The organism is Bacillus sp. M13(2017) (assembly GCF_002218325.1).
Lineage (GTDB): Bacteria > Bacillota > Bacilli > Bacillales > Bacillaceae_G > Bacillus_A > Bacillus_A thuringiensis_K.
The window spans coordinates 45,123-70,209 of sequence record NZ_KZ268508.1; the positions used below are offsets into that span (position 1 = coordinate 45,123).

Consider the following 25,087-nt stretch of genomic DNA (forward strand, 5'->3'; position numbering starts at 1 on the left):
AGAGTGGTGGGGATATACCCTTGTTCATCATATCATTTGAAGAAAATGAGGGGAATATGATTTTTAGGAGGCTATTAAGGTAATAGATTAGTGACTTTGAATAGATGTATTTTTTTGTTTCTTATTAGAATTAATAATAATATAACCGACTACAAAGATAAGAGGAATAATGAAGACATAGATAGGCATTCCCCATACATAATAGCTTTTCAGCGTTAAGACTAGTAAATGTAAGAAATCGAAAAGGGCGTGAATTTTCATAAGGTCCTCCAATGTTTTTTTACAAATTATAACATTTAATACTTGTTATTTGTATAATTTGGAAAGTAATTTAAGCTAATTTTAAAGTAAGAAGAAGACTTATTAATATGCAATTTTGCATAAGGATATGTATTTTATTAAAATATAAAGATTTTATACTATAATAAAAACCGCTATAAAACTAAGTAAGAATAATGTATGGAGTGGCGAATAGAAATGAAATATAAAAAAATAATATATATCTTTTTCATATCGCTATTTATAGTTGGTTGTCAAAGTGAAGTGAGTAAAGCGAATAGTGTGGAAGAGTATATTCCATCGCATCTTATGAATGCGGAAGTAACGGCGGATATTATGACACTAGAATTTCCTTATGAGATAAAAGAGAAATTAGAGAAAATAGGAAATAAAATGAGCGATAGTATTACAAATAATTTAGATTGGTATTTGAAGTATGCCGAAGAAGAAATTATACCGAAAAAAACGTTTCCTTATCATCAAAACTTAGGTATTACAAAAGAAGAATATGATTTTATGATAGATAAAATGAATAATGCAGAATATGTAAATACCAAAGACGGAAAACTCTTTTTTAAACAGAAAGATCATGAAATTCAAATTCTCTCTGATGAAAATTTGAATCTAATTAAAAATATTCGAATTGATACAGAGAAGAATATAATTAAAACTCCTTTAGGAGAATGCGAATATGAAGGTGAAATAAAGGCGTCGGATGAACAAAAAGCTACTGGTCCATGGAGTGGGAAGATGTGGACTTTAAAAAGCGATGGATTACTTTATCATTTTTCATTAGGAAAGTTAAAAAACATAAACAAATCTATCATTTACATTTCAATAAAAGGTATATATAAAGATAGGATTATCAATACAGAAGAAGCAGTTGAATTTCACTCGATTTCATAAAGAATCAAAAAAATCACCTTACTCGTTAAAGTAAGGTGATTTTTTATTAAATAAACAATCCAGCGATTGTCGCAGATAAAATAGAAGCAAGTGTTGATGCAAATAGCATTTTCCAACCAAATTTAGAAACAACGCTTCCTTGTTTTTCAGAAAGGGCACGGATTGTACCAACGATTGCACCAATTTGGCTAATACTTGCGAAGCTAATTAAGAATACTGTAACGATTCCAACTGTACGTGGAGCTAATGTTGTAGCTGTGTCTTTTAAATCAAGGATTGCTACAAACTCGTTTAAAACAATCTTCGTACCCATAATACCACCAGCTGGGATAATATCTTGAGTTGGAATACCCATTAAGAATGCGAATGGAGAAAGTACGTAACCGAAGATTTGTTGTAAAGTAACAGCATGTCCCATTGCGCCTGAAGCTGCACTAATTACGTAGTTTACAACTTCCATCACACCGATAAAGGCAATCATTAATGCGGCAACGATACCAGCTACTTTTAAACCATCAAGCGCACCGTTAATCATTGCACCGATAAAGCTGTCCCCGAATAGAGTTCTATCAAATTTTTGAATCACTTCATCTTCTTTCTTCGTATCAACTGGTGTTAATAACGAACAAACGATTAAGCTTGAGAATAAATTTAGCGGAAGAGCTGCTAGTACGTATTTTGCATCTAACATCATTACGTATGATGCTGTAACAGAAGCAGAAACGGAGCTCATCGCAGAACAACAAATGATAAACATACGGTTTTTATTGAAATGCTGTAAATCGTTTTTAATAACGATTAAAGCTTCACTTGAACCGAAGAATACAGAGTTTACTGCGTGGAATGACTCAACGCGTGGTAAACCAGTAATTTTTGAAATTGCACCGCCGACAACGCGAACGATGAATGGTAAAACACCTAAATAACTAAAGATTGAAAGTAGTGCTGAGAAAAATACGATAATTAATAATACGTTTAAGAAAAAGACAAAATCTCTTTGAATTCCATTAAAGAGAAAATCGACACCTGTCGTACCAAGTTTAATTAGTTTGTTGAAAACTTTACTAATGAAAATAATGATTTGTTGACCAATCTTTGTAGCAAACATAAACCAACCGATTAAAATTTGGAAACCAATCATAATTGCAATTGCACGGAAGTTGATTTTACTTTTGTTGTTTGACAAAGCAAAACATAAACCTAACACGGCAATAATACCGATAATGCTCATTACATATTGCATGTAGTTGCCCCTTTCAGAAGTTCGTATAAAGTTTGTACATAAAACGCTCGTTATATTACTAAAAATAAAGGAATGAGGTTTTATGTCATACGTAAGATGTCTGACCTTTTAGAAAAATAAAAATAAAAAAAGACCCATATGGATTCACTTTCATCTATGAGAGAAAGCTAATCAATATGAGTCCTTTTTTGCGCATAGGCTAATATTCATTAGTTTTCCCCATAGTCCAGCAATTTAAGGTTGCCGGGTAGAAACTCTCGATCCATATTATCAAGTATATATGAGGTAACATCGTCCGTATTAAATTAGTAGTAGCGTAACATTAACAGAGAAGTATCGTCAATAGCTTTTTTTCTTCCAATAGAAAAAGACCATATAAGTATGATAAAATGTAACGCAGTGTTATGAAAAAGAGAGGTCGGAAAATGAGTACTAAAATGACGCCACCAGTTGAGAAAAACGAGTTTATAGATGTAGTATTTGAAGATTTAACACATGATGGTGCCGGTGTTGCGAAAGTAAAGGGCTATCCTATTTTCGTTAAAAACGGATTACCAGGTGAAGAAGCGCAAATTAAAATTATTAAAGTGAAGAAAAACTTCGCATTTGGTCGTTTAATGAAGCTTCATACAGAAAGTCCATATCGTAAAGATGCTGAATGCCCAGTATATAATCAGTGCGGCGGTTGTCAGCTTCAGCACTTAACTTATGAAGGACAATTACAAGCGAAAGAAAAACAAGTACGTGACGTTATGCAGCGCATCGGAGGACTAGGCGATGTTCCTGTTCATCCTGTACTTGGTATGAAGAATCCGTGGGTATACCGCAATAAAGCACAAGTACCAATCGGAGAACGTGAAGGTGGGCTTGTAGCTGGTTTCTATCGCCAAGGAACGCATGACATCATTAATATGGAATCATGCTTAATTCAGGCAGAAGAAAACGATACATTAATTCAAGAAGTAAAACGTATTTGTGAAAAGCACGGTATCACTGCGTACAACGAAGAACGTAACAAAGGAACACTTCGTCACGTAATGGCTCGTTATGGACAAGTAACAGGGGAAATTATGCTTGTCTTCATTACACGTACAGCAGAACTACCAAACAAAAAAGCAATTATTGAAGAAATTGCAGCGAAATTTCCAGAAGTAAAATCGATTGTTCAAAACGTAAATACGAAGCGTACGAATGTAATTTTCGGAGATAAAACGACAGTACGGTACGGATCAGAATATATTTATGACTTTATCGGTGACATTAAATTTGCGATTTCAGCACGTTCATTCTATCAAGTAAACCCAGAACAAACGAAAGTGCTATACGATAAAACGTTAGAATTCGCAAAATTAAACGGTAACGAAACAGTAATTGATGCCTATTGCGGAATCGGATCAATCTCTTTATTCCTAGCGCAAAAAGCGAAAAAAGTGTACGGCGTTGAAATCGTCCCAGAAGCAATCGAAGACGCAAACCGAAACGCAGCACTAAACAACATGACAAACGCTGAATTTGGTGTAGGAGAAGCAGAAGTAGTCATTCCAAAATGGTACAAAGAAGGCGTAATTGCTGACACAATGGTCGTAGACCCACCACGTAAAGGCTGTGACGAAGCATTACTAAACACAATCATCGACATGAAGCCAAACCGCGTCGTATACGTATCATGTAACCCAGCAACATTAGCTCGTGATTTAAAAGTACTAGAAGAAGGCGGATATAAAACACAGGAAGTACAACCTGTTGATATGTTCCCGCATACGACGCATGTGGAGTGTGTGGCTTGGCTTAAGTTAGTATAATAGGAAAGCAGTTGATATAGAAAAAATCTATACCACCTGCTTTTTGGTTTACAAAAATACCATTCATAAGCGATTTTAGTTAAAATAAATATTGCTGATTTTCACAAATTATAAATTGAGATTTTGAAATTGTATTCATAGTGAGAGGATTTGAATTTGAAATGATAGATAATTTTTGGCGTGAATTACCACGACCATTTTTCGTACTTGCACCAATGGAAGATGTGACAGACGTTGTTTTCCGTCACGTAGTAAGTGAAGCTGGTCGTCCGGACGTATTCTTCACAGAGTTTACAAACTCGGATAGCTATTGTCATCCAGAAGGTATGAAAAGTGTACGTGGCCGTTTAATTTTTACAGAAGATGAACAACCGATGGTGGCACATATTTGGGGAGACAATCCCGAATACTTCCGTCAAATGAGTATCGGTATGGCAGAGCTAGGATTTAAAGGCATCGATATTAACATGGGTTGCCCTGTACCGAACGTAGCATCAAGAGGAAAAGGTAGTGGTCTTATTCTACGTCCAGACGTTGCGGCAGAACTTATTCAAGCAGCAAAAGCGGGCGGACTACCTGTCAGTGTAAAAACAAGACTTGGCTTTAAAGAGTTAAGCGAGTGGGAAGATTGGTTAACGCACATTTTTAAACAAGATATTGCAAACCTTTCTATTCATTTACGCACAAGAGAAGAAATGAGCCAAGTAGATGCGCACTGGGAACTAATTCCGGAAATTAAAAAATTACGTGACCGCATTGCACCAAATACGTTAATAACAATCAATGGAGACATCCTTGATCGTAAAATGGGACTGGAACTTGCTGAAAAATACGGCATTGATGGCGTAATGATCGGACGAGGCATCTTCAAAAATCCATTTGCTTTTGAAAAAGAGCCAAGAGAGCATAGCAGCAAAGAACATCTAGATCTTTTAAGACTACAACTTGATTTACAAGATCAATATGCAGAAGTACTGCCACGCTCAATCACAGGGCTTCACCGCTTCTTCAAAATTTATGTGAAGGGCTTCCCAGGAGCTGCGGAATTGAGAAATCAATTGATGAGCACGAAGTCGACGGATGAGGTGCGTGCTTTGTTGGATAAGTTTGAGGATAGTGCTGGTGAGGCTAGGGATAGTGAAACGGTTTAACTTTTAAGCAGTTAAATCATTTCATATGTAGTGCATGACATGAGTGAGTTGAAAATAAGTGCAGAGCTGGAAAAGAACAGTGTATTTGAGAAATCAAAGCACTGTTTTTTTCTTTTAGTTAATGTTAAGAGAGAAATCTTTTTATAGGCATATAAAAAACATGTAAGAGCTCTGTAGATACAATGATAGAGAAAAGTTCGGGTAAGACTATAAAACATATCTTTAAAATGTTAAAGTATTAATTTAGCGGACAATAACTAAAAGGTTAGATTAAACATGATAATTTAAAGCAGGTTATAGCATAAACTTTAACCGCTGAATAAATAATCAACATTTCAGGAGGAAACCCAATGGCAATGAGCAACAACGATATATTAAAAAGAGTACGATACGCTTTAGACATAAGAGATATAGATATGGTAGAAATCTTTAAACTTGGCGGGATGGAAGTAACGAAAGAAGACGTAGTTGATATGCTTACAAAAATAAAGAGGGCTCCTCAGCATGAAGCTGAAAATGATGAGGTAGCTGAAGATGAGTACGTAAAAACATGCGATATGATGATGTTAGAGGCATTTTTAAATGGATTTATTACTTTAAAAAGAGGAAAGCAAGATCCGAAACCAGGACAACCGACACCTGTACAAAGCAAGGAGAGTGCCAATAACCTTCTTCTAAAGAAAATGAAAATCGCACTATCTTTAACGAGTGAGGATGTACTTGATATATTAGATAGCGTGGGCGTTACGGTAACAAAAGGAGAGTTAGGCGCTCTGTTAAGAAAAAAAGGCCATAAAAATTACAAAGAGTGCGGCGATAAATACGCAAGGAATTTCATTAAAGGATTAGCTGTAAAGTATAGAGGATAATGAGTTCGTTAAAGCAGTAAATGATATAATAGGTAGAGTAGGACGTTTGTATCCTACTCTTTTTTATTTGTAAAAATACTATGCTAGGTGATGAAATGGTACATACATATTTAGGTGAGACAATTAATTTTCATATAACTTATAAGAAGAAAAAGTCCGTGCGTCTTTTTGTAGATTCATACGGAAATGTGGAAGTGCAAGCTCCGAAAGGAACACCTGTTGAATACTTAGTCCAGTTGCTAGAGGAGAAGTGGGATTGGATTCAGACAACACGTAAGGAAATGCAGGAGCGAGCGCATGGACCACAGGAAAAGGATTACGATCAAGGAGAGGGCTTTTTGTATTTAGGGAATACGTATCCGATACAGATTTCCCAAGATATAAGCATTGAGCAAGATAATGCGATTTTTGAAGGGGATAAGTTACATATTTATGTAAAAGAGCTAAAGGATGAGAAAATACAGCAAGCTTTAAAACGATTTTATTATAAGCAGTGTAAAACTTTAGTAGAGAAGAGTATTAAAGCGCATCAAAGTAACTTTAAGACAAAACCACGTTCTATTCGTATTACAGATAGTAGTCGTACTTGGGGTACTTGCGATTCGAATTTACAACTAACATTCAATTGGAAGCTAGCAATGGCACCACAGCGAGTAATTGACTATGTAGTCGTTCATGAAATGTGTCATATGGTTCATTTAAATCATGATCGCTCTTTTTGGCGTCTTGTCGGGAAGATAATGCCTGATTATAAGGAAATGGAGAATTGGTTAGCGTTATCTAGTTGGAAGATGACGGTTTAGGAAGGGATATCGATTTTTGTCTGTAAATCGATATTTCTTGTCGAATCGTTGATATATTGTGAGTTTTGATAGATATATTTTAAAAATCGTTGATATATTGTAAGTTATGATAGATATATTCGAAAAATCGTTGATATAATTTCATTTACTACAGGATTGTTCAACAAATCGAAAAGAGAAGAGGTCACAGCAGACATCTCCTCTTTTCGAGTATATAGATTAGCGTCCAAACATCACAACAAAATCCCCATCCACTTTCTCCATCTCATACCCACGATACCCCTCCGAAAGCAAAGCCTGCTGTCCACTAGCATCACTCATTAGAATACTTTGAACATCTGTCCAATCGTTTTCCTTATCTCTGCGCAATTCCTTCACAAAAACATACCGCAGACTACCACCATACTTCTCCTTCAGCGCAGCAATCTCCATCCCTTGCGCAAACTTATCCTTCAAGCTCGGAATGTTAAAAGGAGCAACGGTGCAGCATACATAATCATATTTGCTATCTTCTTTTTGTAATTCGTCCATGATGACGTTTGCTAATATTTTTTGCATCCCATTTCCTCGACAGTTCGGGTGAACGTTTGAGATTTCTTGATAGATGACGCGGTGTAGTTCACTTTCTGGCAAACCAATATCGAGCCCTAAATGTTCATCATCGATAGGAGGGACGAGTAGAGCGCGAAATGCGATGAGTTCGTTTTCGATAAAAGCACCGATCATCATGCCATTTCCTTCTAGAATGTATTGAAATTCTTCTTGTGAGAGTGGTTGTAAACGACTTTTATCTTCTAGTGCTTCAACTACAATGTTTTGTAGTGATAAGATTTGCTCGATGTGCTCTAGTGATAGTAATGTAACGTGAAATGGATTGTTATTTTGTTTTAATGTTCCTTTGTATAGAACTGTCATGCGTTAGTCCTCCTTTAGCGTACAATGTCCTGAAAGACGGTGAGTTCTTGTAATGTATCTTCGTTTATTTCAATGCCGAGTCCAGGCTTTTCGTTTAAGCGAATGAATGGTACGTCGTAATGTAAGTTTCCAATGTCTTTTGTGAATTTTAATGGCCCTGTTAGCTCTACGCTCGTAATGATTTTCTTTGAGAAAGCGACATGGAATCCTGCGGAAGAGGCAACAGATGATTCGACCATTGATCCCACTTGGCATTCAATGCCTGCCATTTCTGCTTGATGAGCGAGCTTTACAGCTGGATATATGCCGCCGCATTTCATTAGTTTTATATTTACTTTATCAGCAGCTTCTAATTTAATAATTTGGCGCATTTCACGAGAACTTTTTAATCCTTCATCAATCATAAGCGGGAGGTCTGTTTTAGAACGAATATGAGCCATGGCATCAATATCGTCCGCGATAACAGGTTGTTCAATCCAGTCAATGTTTAAATGTCCTAATGAACGCAGTGCTGTTAATGTGTTTGCGCTATTTTTCCAGCCTTGGTTTACATCAACGCGAATAGCAATGTCATTTCCTACACGTTCTCGTACAGCTTCAATACGTTTCACATCTTCTTTTACATTCGTACCAACTTTCATTTTGAAAGATTGGTAACCTTTTTGAATCATAGAAGCAGCTTCTTCAGCCATATCTTCAGGATCGGCAATACTTAAAACGTGAGTGACAGGGAATTCTTCATGATAGCGCCCGCCAATTAATTGATATACAGGTTGATTTAGTTTTTTGCCCATTATATCAAAACAAGCAATATCAATTGCGGCCTTCGCTGTTGGAACACCGTAAATTGTATTGTACATCATGTCGTGTATTTTTTCGATATTCATTGGATTTTGTCCGATTAGAGTTGGGGTTAGCGTATGTTTTAAAGTATGGAAAGTACTTTCCCATGATTCACCTGTGACGTGATCATCAGCAACGCCTTCACCGTAACCGATAATACCTTCATCTGTTTCCATTTTGACGATAATAGAGGGCATATCAGAATAAGAGCCATAACTAATAACAAACGGATTGCGAAGCGGTAAACGAATTGCGTAAAGATGAATAGCTGTAATTTTCATTGAATAGAAACCCCTTCCTGTTTACAATAGTTTTATACATTTGATATAGTTGACGTTAAATAGTCGTTAATTAATGATAAGGAGTTAGAGAAAATGATGATAAAAATTGCAGTTGTCGGTTCAAAGGAGTTTATGGAGAACCTTTTTCCTATTGCTCAAAAATTAGAGGGAATAGAAATTGATCCATATATTTACCTTCATCCGGCGGAATCTTCTGAACTATTAAAGTGTCTAAAGCCTTGTGATGTCATCTTTTTCTCAGGTGCTTTACCTTATTATATGGCAAAAGAAATAAGAGAACAATTACGAATTCCAAGTACATACTTACAGCAAGACGAGACAACTGTCGCATCTTCAATTCTTTCTATCATGTATCATCAAAGTATTCAACCACATAACATTTCCATCGATTTAGTAGACCGCTCGTTTATTACAAATGTGTTCCATGATATCGGTATAAAAGAAAGTCCGCAAGTGTTGGATTATGAAAATATGCTGTGGAGTAAAGATGAGATAAATAGAGTTATCGATTTTCATGTAGCTAAATATCAATCTGGAGAAGCTCATTTAGCTTTAACTAGTATTCACGCTGTTTACGACGAGCTTCAAAAAATAGGTGTTCCTTCAGAGCGCATGATTGATCCAACACAATCCATTATACATGGGCTAAAAGATGCAAAAATAAAAGCTGAGTTAGCAAAAAGCTATTCAGCTACTGTTGGTGCTTGTATTATTTCTTCCTTAGAATTACGAGCGAGTTTGCTTGAAAAACTAGATGTCATTTCAAAAGAACTACGTGGTTCATTTAAACAAGTGGATGAAATGACATGCATTTTGTATACAACTCGTGGTGATATCGAATCAATTATTAAAACAAATGCAATAGATAACTTGTTTGCGAGCGTAGAAGGAACGATAGCTATTGGATTTGGTTATGGGAAAACCGTGAAAGAAGCGGAGCAAAATGCAAAAATTGCTCAAAGTTTTGCAAAGAACAATCCAATAGATCGTTGTTTTTATATACTAACAAGTGATAAAGATTTATTTGGTCCGTTCCCGAAAGAACAGAGAGTACAAAGTTTGAAAAATGATAATCCGGAACTAATGAAAATAGCGAAGGAAACAAAGCTTAGTCCGGCCAACTTGTCAAAGATCATTCAATTTAGTCAATCGCACCCGTCATTGAAGTTTACAGCAGCTGACCTTTCTGAGTATTTACAAGTGACTCGAAGATCGACAGAAAGGTTGTTAAAGAAATTAGTTGATTACGGGTATGCTCATATTTGCGGCGAGGAAATGCCCTATCAACAAGGGCGACCTCGCGCACTATATGAACTGAATTTACCGCTATTTTTAAGCTTCTAGTTGAGCTTTTTGTTTCTTTAGTAGTTCTGCTTTTTCAATGTCTGATAGTTTTACAATTGTGAAGCCTGTTATACCATAAATGATTGAGATAATAGGTACGATGAAATTCAAAATAGCATAAGGAGCATATTCAAATGCACCTACGCCAAGTGTTGCGAGAATAAATACACCGCACGTATTCCAAGGAACGAAGACAGAAGTTAATGTTCCACCATCTTCTAATGCTCTGGATAAGTTTTTTGAATGTAGTCCTTTTTCCGTGTATGCATTTGCGTACATTCTTGAAGGGACAACAATTGAAATATATTGTTCAGAGCAAGTAAGGTTTGTTGCAAAACAAGATGCGATAGTAGAAGCGATAAGCCCTTTTGCTGATTTCGCTAACTTTAAAATTTGATTTACAATTGAGCGAAGAATACCTGTATGTTCTAATACTCCTCCGAAAGTCATAGCGACAATTGTCATAGAGACTGTATTCATCATCGAATCTAAGCCACCGCGGTTAAATAGTTCGTCTACTAGTTTGTTTCCAGTGTCTATAACAAATCCAGCTTGGAGTGCACCGACAGATGCTGAGACAGAACCACCTTGAATAAAGACTTGTGATAAGAATCCTAAAATAATACCGACGAGAATCGCTGGTATAGCAGGGACTTTTTTAGCGACCAATATCATAACGACTACGGGTATAATGAGTAGGAAAGGCGAGATAACAAAGTTTTGTTGCAATACTTGTAACGTTTGATCGATGCTCTTCGCATCAATATTGTTAGCGCCGAAGCTTCTTCCTAAGAGAGCATAGACGATAAGAGTAATAATTAAACCTGGAACTGTAGTAAATAACATGTGACGAATGTGTGCGAATAAATCTGTATTTGTTAATCCTGCGGCTAAGTTAGTTGTGTCTGAAAGCGGTGACATTTTATCGCCAAAATAAGAGCCTGAAATAATGGCACCAGCAACCATTGGAGCTGGAATTCCCATACTTAGGCCAATTCCCATTCCAGCAACACCAATTGTGCCCATTGTAGACCAAGAGCTACCAATTGCTAATGCAACGATAGAACAAATGACGGTAATGGAAACTAAAAATAGTGATGGAGTTAAAAGTTTTAAACCGTAATAAATCATCGTTGCGACGATTCCACCGCCAATCCAAGCACCAATTGTTAAGCCGACAAGAATAATAATGACGATAGCGGGTAATGCAAGACGAATCCCTTTATACATTGCTTCTTCAAGATCATTCCATTTGTAACCGTAACGCCAAGCGACAATAGAGGCAACGGTTGTACCGATAATAAGTGGAACGTGAGGGCTTTGTTTTAATACAACAATTGTAACCATCATAACTGCAACGGTAATGATAATAGGGATAATCGCTATTCCAAAAGGTATTTCTTTTTTCATAAAGTTCCTCCTTGTTACGTATGTTTGTTTGTATTTTTAGAATTGTCGTAAAATAGACGTTTATTAGGTTATGATAACTAAAAGTTTATGTAAGCGTCAACATAAAAAACAGAAAATAAGGAATGTTCTAGTTGTTTGTTTAGTTTGTAATATAAGTGCAGAGTAAGATTTTTAAGTGTTTAAAAATAAATAATTGACTTTTTTCTTAAAATTCAATATGTTCATAAAAACATCTGTTTTTCATAAGTATAATTAACCCGAATCGTTTGTAATGTGGGAAGGAGACTGGAACGTTGAAAACATTAGAGCTACAAGAGCGCTTAACGGAGATTTTTCAGCATTTACACGAAAACCCTGAAGTAAGTTGGAAAGAATATGAAACGACAGCGTATATTACTGACTTTTTAAAAGAAGAAGGAATTTCATATAGAACATTTGATGATTGTCCAGGTGTAATTGCTGAGATTGGAGGCGGGAATCCAGTTATTGCGATTCGTGCTGATATGGATGCACTTTGGCAAGAAGTAAATGGAGAATTTAAAGCGAACCATTCATGTGGCCATGATGCTCATATGACCATTGTAATGGGACTTATTTTACAATTGAAAAATATGAGATGGAAAAGTGGTACGGTTAGATTTATTTTTCAGCCGGCAGAAGAGAAGGGGAATGGTGCTGTAGATGATGCTGATTTCTTATTTGGCGTCCATCTAAGACCAATTGAAGAACTATCTTTGAAACAAGCAGCCTCATCTATTCGCCATGGAGCAGCAGGATTTTTAGAGGGTATGATTCATGGGGAGGATGCACACGGGGCAAGACCACACCAAGGTGTGAATGCAATTGATGTCATTTCCATGATTAATATCGGTTTGAAAAATATTTGGCTGCCACCGCAAAGTTCTTATTCAGTAAAAATGACGAGATGCCAAGCTGGTGGTGATAATTTAAATATTATTCCGGGAAATGGTCATTTTAGTTTAGATGTAAGAGCAGAGAGTAATATACTATTAGAAGAATTAAAGAAAAAGATTGAGCATGTAATAGAATCAGCTGCATCGATGGGATCAAAAACTTCATACGAATGGATGGATCTTGCACCAGGAGCAGAGGTTTCCGAAGAAGCAGAGCGTTTTATGCGTAAAGGTATTCTCGAGGTGTATGGGGAAGAGAGATGCACAGGGCCCCTCTATACGACAGGAAGCGATGATTTCCATTACTATACAGTGAAAAGACCACATTTAAAAGCTGTCATGCTTGGACTAGGAGCAGACCTACAACCTGGATTACACCATCCGTATATGAGATTTGATCATAGTTGTATTATGGATGGGGTAGAAATATTGAAACAAACTGTATTGAAAGTGTTAGAAGACAGGGGCTAAAGAGCTCCTGTTTTTTTGTCGTGAATTGTCGGTAAATCGATATATTTGAAAAATCGTTGATATATTTGAAGTTATGATAGATATATTGAGAAAATCGTTGATATATTTGAAGTTACGATAGATATATTAAGAAAATCGTTAATATAATTTCACGTACCTATTAATTTGATGAAAAATGAGCCTCCAGTACATGGTGTATAATAATAAGTACCATTTTTTAATAGGAGAAAACAAATGAATGAACAATATTACGATGCAGTTTTACATATAAAAACAGTCGGTGAGCAAAAAGGGTTTAACAAGTCTATGCACTATCACCGTTATGAACCGACGCCGTATAGCGGGTTAGATGAGTTATTGAATCAATATGAAATACGAAGTAGCGATCGAATTGTAGACTTTGGGTGCGGAAAAGGGCGATTAAACTTTTATATTCATCATAAATGTGGTGCTTCAGCAGTTGGAATTGAAATGAATGAAGAGTTTTATAAAGAAGCGATGGATAATCGAGATCGTTATGCACGAAAGGCACGAAACAGTAAGGGGAAAATTCAATTCCAATGTTGTTTAGCGCAGGAATATGAGATTGATCCACATGATAATAGATTTTATTTCTTTAATCCATTTTCTGTACAAGTGTTTATGAATGTAGTAAATAACATTTTGCTTTCAGTAGAAAATACGGGGAGAGAAGTGGATATTATTTTATATTATCCTTCTGAGGACTATATTTTCTTCTTAGAAAATCAGACTGCGTTTGTGCTGAAGAAAGAAGTTAGATTGCCAGGTGCTTATGAGAAGAATGGGAATGAGAGGTTTTTAGTGTATAGATTGGAGTGTTAATGTATGGGTGCTTGGGGAGTAGCAATATTATCAGACGATATTGCTGAAGATATTAAGTTACTGTATAAGGATTTGTTAGCAAATGAATATTCAAATGAGGAAGCAAGTAGGATTGTAATTGAGGAATACAAGAATGAATTAGATGATGAAGAGACTATTGTTTTTTGGTTAGTATTTTCTTCCATACAATGGAAGTTAGGGAGACTCCAAGAGAATGTTAAGCAAAAGGCATTGCAAATAATAGAGAGTGGTGCAGATTTAGTCCGCTGGGAAGAAGAACCTAAATTACAGAAGAAACGTGAAGCAGTTTTAAATAAACTAAGAGAACAGTTGCATTCTCCGCAGCCAGAAGCTAAAAAAGTGCCGAAGAGATTTATAGCTAATACTTCTTTAAAAGCAGGTGATGCTGTTAGTTATGAATTAGTATCAGGGAGTTATATTATTCTTAAAGTCATTGAGATTATTGAGGAATGGCACGGAGATCGGTATCCTCTATTTGAAATATGTGACTGGGAAGGCAAAGAAGTTCCTTCAAAGGAACAAATTGACCAATTCGGTTTAAAGAAAAGGATTTATGAAGGTGGAAAGCAAGAAATGATGAAACTTGCTATTTATCCTTCAGGTAAAAGAGATAATCCAACTAAGAGAATGCAAGTAGTAGCAGAAAATGTAAAAGTAGTATTGAATGTAGGAACACCTTATACAGTAATGAGTTGGAAGGAACTTGATAACTATTTACATGAAATATAATAAAAAAGGCGCGCTACCAATTGGTAGCGCGTCTTTTTTATTAGTTACGGATTAAGTAATCAAATGCACCTAAAGCTGCGTTTGCACCTGAACCCATAGAGATGATAATTTGTTTGTACGGATTATTTGTACAGTCACCTGCAGCAAACACTCCTGGTACGTTTGTAGCACCGTGCTTGTCTGTTACGATTTCACCGCGAACGCGTTCAACTGTTTCGCCTAACCAGTCTGTGTTTGGCACAAGACCGATTTGTACGAATACACCTTGTAATTCAACGTGATGAACTTCTTCAGTTTCACGATCGATGTAAGAAATACCGTTTACTTTATCAGTACCAGTGATTTCTTTCGTTTGAACGTTTTTCAGAACAGTTACGTTTGGTAAGCTGTTAAGACGCTCTTGTAATACAGCATCAGCTTTTAATTCTGGCATGAATTCAAGAACAGTTACGTGCTTAACGATACCTGCTAAGTCGATAGCTGCTTCAATACCAGAGTTACCACCGCCGATAACTGCTACGTCTTTGCCAGTGAATAATGGACCGTCACAGTGTGGGCAGTATGCTACACCTTTATTTTTGAACTCAGCTTCACCTGGTACGCCAACATTACGCCAGCGAGCACCTGTAGAAACGATTACGCTCTTACTTTTCAGAATAGCACCGTTTTCAAGTTCCACTTCAATAAGTTCTTTTTTCTCTAAACGTTTCGCACGTTGTAGATTCATTACATCGATGTCGTATTCTTTTACGTGCTCTTCAAGGCTTGCTACTAGCTTAGGACCTTCAGTCTTTTTTACGCTGATGAAGTTCTCAATGCCCATAGTATCCATTACTTGACCACCGAAGCGCTCAGCAACGATACCAGTGCGGATGCCTTTACGTGCTGCGTAAATTGCTGCACTTGCACCAGCAGGGCCGCCACCAACAACAAGAACATCGTATGGATCTTTATCAGAAAGCTCTGATGCATCTGGACCGTTACCCATTTTCGCTAAAATTTCTTCAAGTGTCATACGACCGCTTCCAAAAGATTCGCCGTTTAGGTAAACAGTTGGTACTGCCATGATGTCTTTACTTTCTACTTCCTCTTTGAATGCAGCGCCATCAATCATAGTATGTGTAATACTAGAGTTAAGAACGCTCATTACGTTAAGAGCTTGTACAACATCAGGACAGTTATGACAACTTAGGCTGATATAAGATTCAAAATGATATTCGCCTTGAATGTTTTTAATTTGATCGATTAATTTTTGTTCAATCTTTGGAGCGCGTCCACTTACTTGTAGTAAAGCTAACACTAGTGATGTAAATTCGTGTCCTAATGGAATACCAGCGAATACGACACCAGTGTCTTCATCAGGGCGGTTTACGCTAAAGCTTGGTGTTCTCTCTAATTCAACTTTTTCTACTGTAATCTTAGATGACATAGTAGCTAATTCGTCTACTAGAGCTAACATATCTTTAGATACGTTATCATCTCCTGCGCTTACTTTAAGTAAAATATCGTTCTCCATTAACTGAAGGTATTGGGATAGTTGTGTTTTTATATCTGCATCTAGTATCATTTTGATCGAACTCCTTAGATTTTGCCTACAAGGTCAAGGCTTGGTTTAAGTGTTGCAGAACCCTCTTGCCATTTAGCTGGGCAAACTTCACCTGGGTTGTTACGTACGTATTGAGCAGCTTTAATTTTGTTAACAAGAATGCTTGCGTCACGGCCGATACCGTCAGCATTGATTTCCATAGATTGGATAACGCCGTCTGGATCGATGATGAATGTACCACGAGCAGCAAGACCTTCTTCTTCCATTAAAACGTTGAAGTTTGTAGTGATTGTGCGAGTTGGGTCACCAATCATGATGTACTCGATTTTGCCGATAGTTTCTGAGCTATCATGCCATGCTTTGTGAGTGAAGTGAGTGTCTGTAGATACAGAGTATACTTCAACGCCTAAGTCTTTTAGAGTTGCGTATTGGTTTTGTAAGTCTTCAAGTTCAGTTGGGCAAACGAATGTGAAGTCAGCTGGGTAGAAACAAACTACACTCCATTTTCCTTTTAAACTTTCGTCAGTAACTTGGATAAATTCTCCATTATGGTAAGCATTAGCTTTAAACGGTTTTACTTCTGTGCCGATTAATAACATGTTAAAATTCCTCCTAAATGTTGGTTTTGAGCATCAAAAAATAGTGTGCTCATAAAATATATTTTTTAATTAACTATAATAATTCTAATTCGATATTAATTATCATATAGAAGTAGTTATTTTGTCAAGAGAATAAACCAACTTTATACCAATTTAATTAATATTTATTCTCAATTAAGACTAACAGGGAATGGAAAGGTAACTTTAAGTTTATAAATTTTCAATGATTGTTTGAAAGAGTAGTGTGTATGTTAGAGATAGTGTGTAAGTTTAATTTCTTAGGAAGGAAATATTTCTTAGAGGTTGTGGTTTTGAAAAGGAACTGCTTACTTCTATTTTACAAAGAATTTTGTGATAAATAAAATAAAATGAATCGGAAATTTTTTGAACAATTTTTGTCATCTCAAATATATAATTAGGAAGTATATTACGATGATAGTTAGAAACATTGACTCAAAGTGCTAACAAGATATAATAAAATCTAGATATAACTTTCAAAAAGAAGAATACATATTTATAGGATGAAAAAATTCAACCTATTATTTTTTATAGCTTTTAGAAAACGCTTACAGTTAGTGTGGAGGGGAAACCATGTCTAAGTTCACGAAGTATTTTTTAATGGAAGCTAACGATGTGATTGCATATGTGAAAGAGAAATTATCTAAGTTTGAACATGCAAAGGGGTTACAGTGTAAAGAAATAGGTGATGGCAATTTAAATTATGTGTTCCGCGTTTGGGATGAAAAAGAGAACATGTCTGTCATCGTAAAGCAAGCTGGGGATACAGCGCGCATTTCAGATGAGTTTAAGTTGTCGACAAATCGTATTCGTATAGAATCAGATGTTTTGCAGTTAGAGGATGAGTTAGCACCTGGACTTGTTCCTAAGGTGTATTTATTTGATAGTGTGATGAATTGTTGCGTAATGGAAGATTTATCGGATCATACAATATTACGTACAGCACTTATAAATCATCAAATATTTCCGCGGCTTGCTGACGACTTAACTACTTTTATGGTAAATACACTTTTATTAACATCGGATGTTGTAATGAATCATAAAGAGAAGAAGGAACTTGTGAAGAATTATATAAATCCTGAATTATGTGAGATTACAGAAGACCTCGTATACGCTGAGCCATTTACAAATCATAATAAGCGTAATGAGCTGTTTCCGTTAAATGAAGGATGGATTAGGGAGCATATTTATAGTGATAAAGAGCTTCGTATGGAAGTAGCGAAACGTAAATTTTCTTTTATGACAAATGCACAGGCGCTTATTCATGGTGATTTACATACTGGTTCTGTTTTTGTAAGAGAGGATTCTACAAAGGTTATTGATCCTGAGTTTGCTTTTTATGGACCTATGGGATATGACGTTGGGAATGTAATGGCGAATTTAATGTTTGCTTGGGTGAATGCAGATGCAACGATGCCATCTGGAGCTGAGAAAGATACGTATATGGATTGGTTACAAACTACGATGGTAGAGGTAATTGATTTATTTAAGAAGAAGTTTTTAGATGCTTGGGATATTCATGTGACCGAGATTATGGCGAAAGAAGAAGGCTTTAACGAAGTCTATTTACAATCTGTATTAGAGGATACAGCTGCAGTGACAGGTCTGGAATTAATCCGCCGTATTGTTGGATTAGCGAAAGTAAAAGATATTACTTGTATTGAGAATGAGGAAGCACGTGCTAGAGCGGAGCGAATTTGTCTTCAAGTAGCAAAGAGTTTTATTTTACGAGCGAATCAATATAGAACGGGCACAAGTTTTGTAGAAACATTAAAAGAACAGTCAATGCACTACGCGAAGTAAGGGGAGAAGATGATGGAAGAGCAATTAATACCCATTCAGTGGAAAGATGATTCTTTAGTTTTGTTAGATCAAACATTATTACCGAATGAGGTTGTCTATGAATCTTTCAAGACAGCTGAAAGCGTGTGGGATGCCATTCAAGTAATGAAAGTAAGAGGAGCGCCAGCGATTGGTGTTTCGGCAGCGTATGGTGTGTATTTAGGTGCTAAGGAAGTTACTCAAAGTACGATAGAAGACTTTATAGCAGAAGTCAAAAAGGTGTGTGCATATTTGGCAACATCAAGGCCGACAGCAGTAAATCTATTTTGGGCACTTGAAAGAATGGAGGCAATAGCGGCGGAGAACTTACATTTATCAATTGCTCAGTTGAAAGATAGATTACTAGAAGAGGCAAAAGAAATTCATAGAGAAGATGAGGAAATTAACCGTCAAATCGGGGAACATGCATTAACGTTATTCCATGATGGAATGGGAGTATTAACACATTGTAATGCTGGTGCGTTAGCGACGACTAAGTATGGTACTGCGACAGCTCCAATGTACTTAGCGAAAGAAAAAGGATGGGACTTAAAAATCTATTCAGATGAAACTCGTCCTAGGTTACAAGGTTCAACGTTAACAGCATTAGAACTGCAGCGAGCGGGCATTGATGTTACTGTTATTACGGATAATATGGCAGCTATGGTCATGTCACAAGGGAAGATTGATGTGGTAATTGTTGGATGCGACCGTGTGGCAGCAAATGGTGATGTAGCAAATAAAATTGGCACATTAGGCTTATCTATTTTAGCGAAATACTACAACATTCCGTTTTATGTAGCAGCACCAACACCAACAATTGATTTAAAAACACCGACAGGAAAAGAAATCCCAATCGAGGAAAGAGATGGTTCTGAAGTGATTAATCGCTTCGGACAATATTCTGCTCCGAAAGAAAGTAAAGTATATAATCCAGCATTTGATGTTACGCCACATGAAAATGTAACAGCGATTATTACAGAAAAAGGGATTGTCAAGGCACCATTTACGGAAAACTTAAAAAAGCTATTTTAGTAAGTAGATAGATACAAAGTCAGTCATCATAAGCTTCATACTTAGGGGGATGTATATGTTATTACAAAAAGAAAGAGAAGAAATTGTAGCATACGGAAAGAAAATGATTTCTAGCGGTTTAACAAAGGGGACAGGCGGTAATATTAGTATTTTCAATCGTGAACAAGGTCTTGTTGCGATTAGCCCAAGTGGTTTAGAGTATTATGAAACAAAGCCTGAAGATGTAGTTATATTAAACCTAGATGGTGAAGTAGTAGAAGGAGAGAGAAAACCATCAAGTGAATTAGATATGCACCTTATTTACTATAGGAAGCGTGAAGATATAAATGCACTTGTGCATACACATTCTCCTTACGCAAAGACGATTGCGTCATTAGGATGGGAGCTTCCTGCTGTGTCATATTTAATTGCTTTTGCAGGTCCGAATGTCCGCTGTGCGCCGTATGAAACATTTGGTACGAAGCAATTAGCGGATGCTGCTTTTGAAGGCATGATTGATCGTCGTGCTGTGCTACTTGCAAATCACGGTTTAATTGCTGGTGCAAATAATATAAAAATGGCGTTTACTGTTGCAGAAGAGATTGAGTTTTGTGCTCAAATTTATTATCAAACCAAAAGCGTTGGAGAACCGAAGCTATTGCCAGAAGATGAGATGGAGAATTTGGCGAAGAAGTTTGAAGGGTATGGGCAGCAGTAGAATGAAACGAAAACACCCTCAAGAAAAGATCTTGAGGGTGTTTTTTACGCCTTCTTAAGCAACAAATACATAAAGTAAGGAGCCCCAATTAAAGCAACGACAATACCTGCTGGAATGCCATTAGGATCAACGATATTTCGTCCAATTGTATCTGCTAATAATAATAGCCATCCGCCGATTAAAAGGGCGATAGGCATGAAGATTTGATGTCTTGGACCTACTAAAGATTTCGCGATATGAGGAGCCATTAATCCGATAAAGCTAATTCCTCCTGTTACGGAAACAGCTGCAGCTGCAAGTGCAACGGCTGCAACTAATAAGTACCTGCGTTCTTTTTCAATTTCAATTCCAACGCCTATTGCGACTGGTTCGTTTAATGCTAAAATGTTTAATCGATTTGCTTTATAGAAAATAAATGGAATGAATACGATTAACCATGGGAGCATTGCTAAAACAAAGATCCAGTCATCTCCCCAAATATTTCCGGCAATCCATTTTGAAATAAAGTCTACTTTCATACGATCTGCGGATGAGATAAGGACAATCATCGTTCCAGATAGTGCAAATGCAAAACCGATACCGGTTAATGTTAATCGGATTGGCTGAAGTCCAGTTGACTTACTATATGAAAATACGTAAATTAGAACAGCTGTCAGAAATGCTCCGATAAATCCAACTACAGGTAGTAAGTAAAGAAATGAACCTACATCTATTGGAAAGTATAAAAAGAAAATAGCAACAGCAACACCGGCCCCAGAGTTGATTCCGAGAATACCAGGTTCAGCTAAATCATTTCGAGTAATTCCTTGGAATATAGCCCCTGATAAAGCGAGAGCCATACCAGCTAATAATGTAATGACGATTCTAGGTAGTCTTAAAGAGTATAAAACGAACTCCTCTTTAAAAGTCCCTTTCCCCATTAAGGTTGGGAGTAGTCGATCATAAGATAAAGATGCTGAACCAAGCCCCATTCCAACTACAATGGTTGTGATGATTATTATAAGTAAAGCGAGTATAATAAGACGCTGTTTTCTTAAAATAGATTGCATCATGAGAATGTTTTTCCCCCTTTACGTACAATGAATAGGAAGAATGGTAACCCTACAATCGCGACAATTGCCGCAACTGGTGTTTCGTATGGAGCGTTAATAGTACGTCCGATTGTATCTGCAAGTAGCATAAAGGAAGCTCCAGCAATTGCTGACATTGGTATAACAAATCGGTAATCTGGACCGACAATTGGGCGTACCATGTGAGGTACCATTAAGCCGATAAATGCTATATTTCCAACAAGTGCTACAGATGCACCTGCAAGTAAGATAATAATGATAAATAAAATAGTTTTAATAACAATAATTTTTTGACCTAGTCCAATAGCCACTTCCTCACTGAAACTAAGAACTGTCAATTTTTTTGCTAGTAAGATAGCGATAAAGATACTAATTGAAATGACTGGAATAATAATTTTTAATTGGCTCCAAGTTGTTCCAATTACGCCCCCAGCAGTCCAAAGTGATACATCTTGTGAAATTTTAAAGTAAATGCCGATTCCTTCTGAAATTGCAAGTAGAAATGCGGAAACTGCAGCGCCCGCTAATACAATTCGAAGAGGAGAAAGGCCGCCTTTTTTTACCATACCAATTCCAAATACCATAATTGCGCCAATTGCAGCACCGATAAAGCAAGCTAATGTTAAGTAAAGATAGCTGATGGAAGGGTTGAAAGCAAGTGTCAGTGCAAGCGCAGCATTCGCTCCACCAGATAGCCCTAATAATCCAGGATCTGCAAGTGGATTTCGTGTTAATCCTTGCATAATTGCTCCAGAAACGGCTAATCCAGCTCCTACAAAAATAGCAGCAACTTCACGTGGTAAACGTATTTCTCGAATAATAGATATTTTGTCTCCTTTAGCCGAGGAAGTGAGTGCTAACCATACATCTTTTATCGAAGTATCTGCAGCACCTAATACCATTGCAACGATAAAAATAAGAAAGAATGCAATTAAGCTTAAAATTAGTTTGTATGTAAAAGCTATAGAACGTGGATTTTCATGATCTTTTGTCATTCGTTTCACATCTTTTCTGTTCATAGAATAAAGGAAGAGGAATTCTTAAATTAAGAATTCCTCATGTTTGTATTATTTACCAAGAAAGTTCTTCTTGAAGAAGTCTAGTTGGAAATCTAATGTAAGTGGATCATTGAAATAGAATTCCATCATGTTTGCTTCATATACGCGATTATTTTTTACTGCTGGGATGTTTTTATATGATTCTGTCTCTTGGAATGAGTTATCAGTATCTTTATTTTTACTTACGATTAAGTAATCACCAGCAAATTCAGGTAATACCTCAGTAGATAATGCGTAATAACCTTCTTTTAATGCTTTTTCTTTTACTTTTTCAGGCATTTTTAATTTCATTTCTTGGTACAGAATTTCTGTTCCGCGGCCCCAGTTCTCGCCGTATACATAAAGCTGTTTGTTGAAGTTTTCTACAACAGAAACTGTAGCATCTTCACCGATTTTTGCTTTAATTTCTTTACCAGCTTCTTGTGCACGTTTCTTGAAGTCATCAACCCAAGTTTTTGCTTCTTTTTCTTTGTTTAATAACTTACCGATTTCTAAATGCTGTGTTAAGTAATCAACTTTTCCGTAAGTGTATGTTACAGTAGGAGCGATTTTCTTTAACTTATCGACATTTTTAATATTTGATAAACCGATGATTAAATCTGGATTTAGTTCAGCGATTTTTTCAACATTTTCATCTGATACTTCAGCAACATCTTTAAGTTTGCTATCAAAACGTGGGTTTTGTTTAGACCATGAATCTACCCCAACAAGATTTACACCTAATGACATTACGTTACCAGCGAATGATGATAATACAACAACGCGTTTTGGATTTGCAGGAACTTCTACTTTACCATTTTCAGATTGGTATGTAATTTTTTCTGATTTACTACCTTTTGCATCGTTCTTTTTGTCTGTAGAGCTATTGCTACAAGCGCTCATAACAAGAACGAAAAGAACTGTTAGTGAAATAAATAACTTTTTCATCGTCTTTCTCCTTTAACATAGATGATATGTGTATACAATAATTTGTTTAACTGTAATCTTTTTGAAAGAGTAGTGGTAAAGCAAAATAATTTATTAAAAATCTTGAATATGAGATTTTATAATATAGTATTAACCATATTAATGAAAGAAGATGTAATCTCAAATTTGCTAATTATTAACAAAATGATAATGATTATCACTATTGATTCTTTAAATAATATAATTTTATATAGGTGTATTGTCAATAGTAATTTTGATTGTAAATTTTGCGGAAACAGGTTATATTTTATTGAGAATGATAATCAATGGTTAGTAGCTGAGGAGTGAGCACGAATGAATCGAGAAGAATTGTTTGATGTAACCGTGATAGGTGGAGGACCTGCAGGGCTTTATTCAGCTTTTTATAGTGGACTCAGAGAAATGAGAACGAAAATAATAGAATTTCAACCACATTTAGGTGGAAAAATACATGTGTATCCGGAAAAAATGATTTGGGATGTAGGAGGACTATTGCCAGTTACAGGTGATAAGTTAATTGAACAACTTGTACAGCAAGGGTTAACATTTAAGCCAGAAGTTGTATTAGATACAAAAGTGGAATCAATTATTCGTAATCAAGATGGTACTTTTACATTAAAAACAAGTACTGGGGAAGAACACTTTTCAAAAACAGTTATCGTCGCAACAGGAAGTGGTATATTGAAACCGCAAAAGTTATCTATTGAAGGTGCTGAGCGATTTGAAGTATCGAATTTAAATTATACAGTTAAATCTTTAAAGCGTTTCAAAGGTAAAACAGTTATTATTTCCGGTGGAGGCAATTCTGCTGTTGATTGGGCAAATGAATTGGAACCAATTGCGAAAAAAGTGTATGTAACGTATAGAAAAGAAGAATTATCTGGTCATGAAGCACAAGTAAAACAACTTATGAATAGCTCAGCGGAGTGTTTCTTTAATACATCGATTACAAAATTAATTGCTGGTGATAATCATGAAGCGATCGAATATGTAGAATTAACAAATCATGAAACAGGTGAGATTTCTCATTTACCTATTGATGAAGTTATTATTAATCATGGATATGAACGCGACATTACATTATTGGAAAATAGTGAGTTAGACGTTGCAATTATAGATAATTATTATATTGCAGGTAATGCAAATAGTGAGTCTTCAGTAGATGGATTATATGCTGCTGGAGATATTTTAAAGCACGAAGGGAAACTACACTTAATTGCAGGTGCATTCCAAGATGCTGGAAATGCTGTGAATAAAGCAAAGCAATTTATCCAACCAGATGCAAGTGAGTACGGAATGGTTTCTTCTCATAATGAAGTATTTAAGAAGAGAAATCGCGAACTGATTAAGCAGATGATGAAATAATAAGGAACAAGTATACCCCCACATACTTCTCTATTCAAATGGATGAGAGATGTACGTGGGGGATTTCCTGTTTACTATATTTTCAATC

Annotated in this window: 23 protein-coding genes and 1 riboswitch; of the genes, 13 read left to right on the forward strand and 10 right to left on the reverse strand. The window is 36.2% G+C overall.

Going from position 1 to position 25,087, the window contains the following annotated elements; genetic code table 11:
* Positions 1-87: 87 nt before the first annotated feature.
* Complete coding sequence (locus tag CGQ22_RS32090) at positions 88-261, reverse strand: hypothetical protein (protein WP_000690673.1); 174 nt, start codon at positions 259-261, stop codon at positions 88-90.
* Between the two features lie 216 nt (positions 262-477).
* On the opposite strand from CGQ22_RS32090, the gene CGQ22_RS19630 reads away from it, so the two are divergent.
* Positions 478-1,185 carry a hypothetical protein gene (locus tag CGQ22_RS19630; RefSeq protein WP_074593411.1) on the forward strand — a complete coding sequence of 236 codons (708 nt, stop codon included), beginning with the start codon at positions 478-480 and terminating at the stop codon, positions 1,183-1,185.
* Between the two features lie 46 nt (positions 1,186-1,231).
* On the opposite strand, the gene CGQ22_RS19635 is transcribed toward CGQ22_RS19630, so the two are convergent.
* On the reverse strand, positions 1,232-2,428 hold the full coding sequence (locus tag CGQ22_RS19635; protein ID WP_001200485.1) for a NupC/NupG family nucleoside CNT transporter: 1,197 nt from the start codon (positions 2,426-2,428) through the stop codon (positions 1,232-1,234).
* Positions 2,429-2,630: 202 nt separating this feature from the next.
* Positions 2,631-2,732, reverse strand: a riboswitch (purine riboswitch).
* A 121-nt stretch (positions 2,733-2,853) separates the two neighbouring features.
* On the opposite strand from CGQ22_RS19635, the gene rlmD reads away from it, so the two are divergent.
* From rlmD to CGQ22_RS19655, 4 genes are all read left to right on the forward strand, one after another.
* Entirely contained in the window at positions 2,854-4,230 is a 1,377-nt protein-coding gene (gene rlmD / locus CGQ22_RS19640) for a 23S rRNA (uracil(1939)-C(5))-methyltransferase RlmD (protein WP_089149198.1), read from the forward strand.
* Positions 4,231-4,391: 161 nt separating this feature from the next.
* Positions 4,392-5,381, forward strand: coding sequence for a tRNA dihydrouridine synthase (locus CGQ22_RS19645; RefSeq protein ID WP_000566704.1), 990 nt, complete (start codon positions 4,392-4,394; stop codon positions 5,379-5,381).
* 350 nt (positions 5,382-5,731) lie between these two features.
* Positions 5,732-6,250, forward strand: a complete 519-nt coding sequence (locus CGQ22_RS19650; protein WP_001251729.1) for a YehS family protein — start codon at positions 5,732-5,734, stop codon at positions 6,248-6,250.
* A 95-nt stretch (positions 6,251-6,345) separates the two neighbouring features.
* On the forward strand, positions 6,346-7,053 hold the full coding sequence (locus tag CGQ22_RS19655; RefSeq protein ID WP_000233767.1) for a M48 family metallopeptidase: 708 nt from the start codon (positions 6,346-6,348) through the stop codon (positions 7,051-7,053).
* Between the two features lie 219 nt (positions 7,054-7,272).
* Here CGQ22_RS19655 and CGQ22_RS19660 read toward each other — a convergent pair whose 3' ends face one another.
* Both CGQ22_RS19660 and CGQ22_RS19665 read right to left on the reverse strand, forming a co-directional pair.
* Positions 7,273-7,968 carry an N-acetyltransferase gene (locus CGQ22_RS19660; protein WP_089149199.1) on the reverse strand — a complete coding sequence of 232 codons (696 nt, stop codon included), beginning with the start codon at positions 7,966-7,968 and terminating at the stop codon, positions 7,273-7,275.
* Between the two features lie 14 nt (positions 7,969-7,982).
* Positions 7,983-9,092 (reverse strand): mandelate racemase/muconate lactonizing enzyme family protein, encoded by a 1,110-nt coding sequence (locus CGQ22_RS19665; RefSeq protein ID WP_089149200.1) that lies wholly within the window; start codon positions 9,090-9,092, stop codon positions 7,983-7,985.
* A 93-nt stretch (positions 9,093-9,185) separates the two neighbouring features.
* Here CGQ22_RS19665 and CGQ22_RS19670 point away from each other — a divergent pair, with 93 nt between their 5' ends.
* The gene (locus tag CGQ22_RS19670; protein WP_000972806.1) at positions 9,186-10,457 is read left to right on the forward strand and encodes a hypothetical protein; all 1,272 of its coding nucleotides are present in this window, start codon (positions 9,186-9,188) and stop codon (positions 10,455-10,457) included.
* Here CGQ22_RS19670 and nhaC read toward each other — a convergent pair.
* Positions 10,446-11,867, reverse strand: a complete 1,422-nt coding sequence (gene nhaC / locus CGQ22_RS19675) for a Na+/H+ antiporter NhaC (RefSeq protein WP_089149201.1) — start codon at positions 11,865-11,867, stop codon at positions 10,446-10,448. The two genes, CGQ22_RS19670 and nhaC, sit on opposite strands and share 12 nt — an antisense overlap.
* A gap of 293 nt (positions 11,868-12,160) precedes the next feature.
* Between nhaC and CGQ22_RS19680 the strand changes: the two genes are divergently transcribed.
* The 3 genes from CGQ22_RS19680 to CGQ22_RS19690 all read left to right on the forward strand — a co-directional run bounded on the left by CGQ22_RS19680 (position 12,161) and on the right by CGQ22_RS19690 (position 14,845).
* Positions 12,161-13,252, forward strand: coding sequence for a M20 peptidase aminoacylase family protein (locus tag CGQ22_RS19680; protein ID WP_089149202.1), 1,092 nt, complete (start codon positions 12,161-12,163; stop codon positions 13,250-13,252).
* 234 nt (positions 13,253-13,486) lie between these two features.
* Positions 13,487-14,095 (forward strand): SAM-dependent methyltransferase, encoded by a 609-nt coding sequence (locus CGQ22_RS19685; protein WP_078439568.1) that lies wholly within the window; start codon positions 13,487-13,489, stop codon positions 14,093-14,095.
* 3 nt (positions 14,096-14,098) lie between these two features.
* Positions 14,099-14,845, forward strand: a complete 747-nt coding sequence (locus CGQ22_RS19690; RefSeq protein ID WP_089149203.1) for a hypothetical protein — start codon at positions 14,099-14,101, stop codon at positions 14,843-14,845.
* Between the two features lie 40 nt (positions 14,846-14,885).
* On the opposite strand, the gene ahpF is transcribed toward CGQ22_RS19690, so the two are convergent.
* Complete coding sequence (ahpF, locus tag CGQ22_RS19695; RefSeq protein WP_046945092.1) at positions 14,886-16,412, reverse strand: alkyl hydroperoxide reductase subunit F; 1,527 nt, start codon at positions 16,410-16,412, stop codon at positions 14,886-14,888.
* 14 nt (positions 16,413-16,426) lie between these two features.
* Positions 16,427-16,990, reverse strand: coding sequence for an alkyl hydroperoxide reductase subunit C (gene ahpC, locus CGQ22_RS19700; protein ID WP_000924420.1), 564 nt, complete (start codon positions 16,988-16,990; stop codon positions 16,427-16,429).
* Positions 16,991-17,581: 591 nt separating this feature from the next.
* Between ahpC and mtnK the strand changes: the two genes are divergently transcribed.
* Genes mtnK through CGQ22_RS19715 form a run of 3 tightly spaced genes read left to right on the forward strand, consistent with a single transcriptional unit; the run spans position 17,582 to position 20,561 of the window.
* On the forward strand, positions 17,582-18,811 hold the full coding sequence (mtnK, locus tag CGQ22_RS19705) for an S-methyl-5-thioribose kinase (RefSeq protein ID WP_046945091.1): 1,230 nt from the start codon (positions 17,582-17,584) through the stop codon (positions 18,809-18,811).
* Positions 18,812-18,823: 12 nt separating this feature from the next.
* Positions 18,824-19,864 (forward strand): S-methyl-5-thioribose-1-phosphate isomerase, encoded by a 1,041-nt coding sequence (gene mtnA / locus CGQ22_RS19710; RefSeq protein WP_000392499.1) that lies wholly within the window; start codon positions 18,824-18,826, stop codon positions 19,862-19,864.
* Positions 19,865-19,919: 55 nt separating this feature from the next.
* The gene (locus CGQ22_RS19715; RefSeq protein WP_000926555.1) at positions 19,920-20,561 is read left to right on the forward strand and encodes an L-fuculose-phosphate aldolase; all 642 of its coding nucleotides are present in this window, start codon (positions 19,920-19,922) and stop codon (positions 20,559-20,561) included.
* Positions 20,562-20,605: 44 nt separating this feature from the next.
* Here CGQ22_RS19715 and CGQ22_RS19720 read toward each other — a convergent pair whose 3' ends face one another.
* Genes CGQ22_RS19720 through CGQ22_RS19730 form a run of 3 tightly spaced genes read right to left on the reverse strand, consistent with a single transcriptional unit; the run spans position 20,606 to position 23,616 of the window.
* Positions 20,606-21,613, reverse strand: a complete 1,008-nt coding sequence (locus CGQ22_RS19720; RefSeq protein ID WP_000983739.1) for a FecCD family ABC transporter permease — start codon at positions 21,611-21,613, stop codon at positions 20,606-20,608.
* Entirely contained in the window at positions 21,610-22,650 is a 1,041-nt protein-coding gene (locus tag CGQ22_RS19725; protein WP_139032701.1) for a FecCD family ABC transporter permease, read from the reverse strand. The genes CGQ22_RS19720 and CGQ22_RS19725 overlap by 4 nt, the downstream gene beginning before the upstream one ends.
* Positions 22,651-22,698: 48 nt before the next feature.
* On the reverse strand, positions 22,699-23,616 hold the full coding sequence (locus tag CGQ22_RS19730; protein WP_000732595.1) for an iron-hydroxamate ABC transporter substrate-binding protein: 918 nt from the start codon (positions 23,614-23,616) through the stop codon (positions 22,699-22,701).
* Between the two features lie 333 nt (positions 23,617-23,949).
* On the opposite strand from CGQ22_RS19730, the gene CGQ22_RS19740 reads away from it, so the two are divergent.
* On the forward strand, positions 23,950-24,999 hold the full coding sequence (locus CGQ22_RS19740; protein WP_001078297.1) for an NAD(P)/FAD-dependent oxidoreductase: 1,050 nt from the start codon (positions 23,950-23,952) through the stop codon (positions 24,997-24,999).
* Positions 25,000-25,087: the final 88 nt, after the last annotated feature.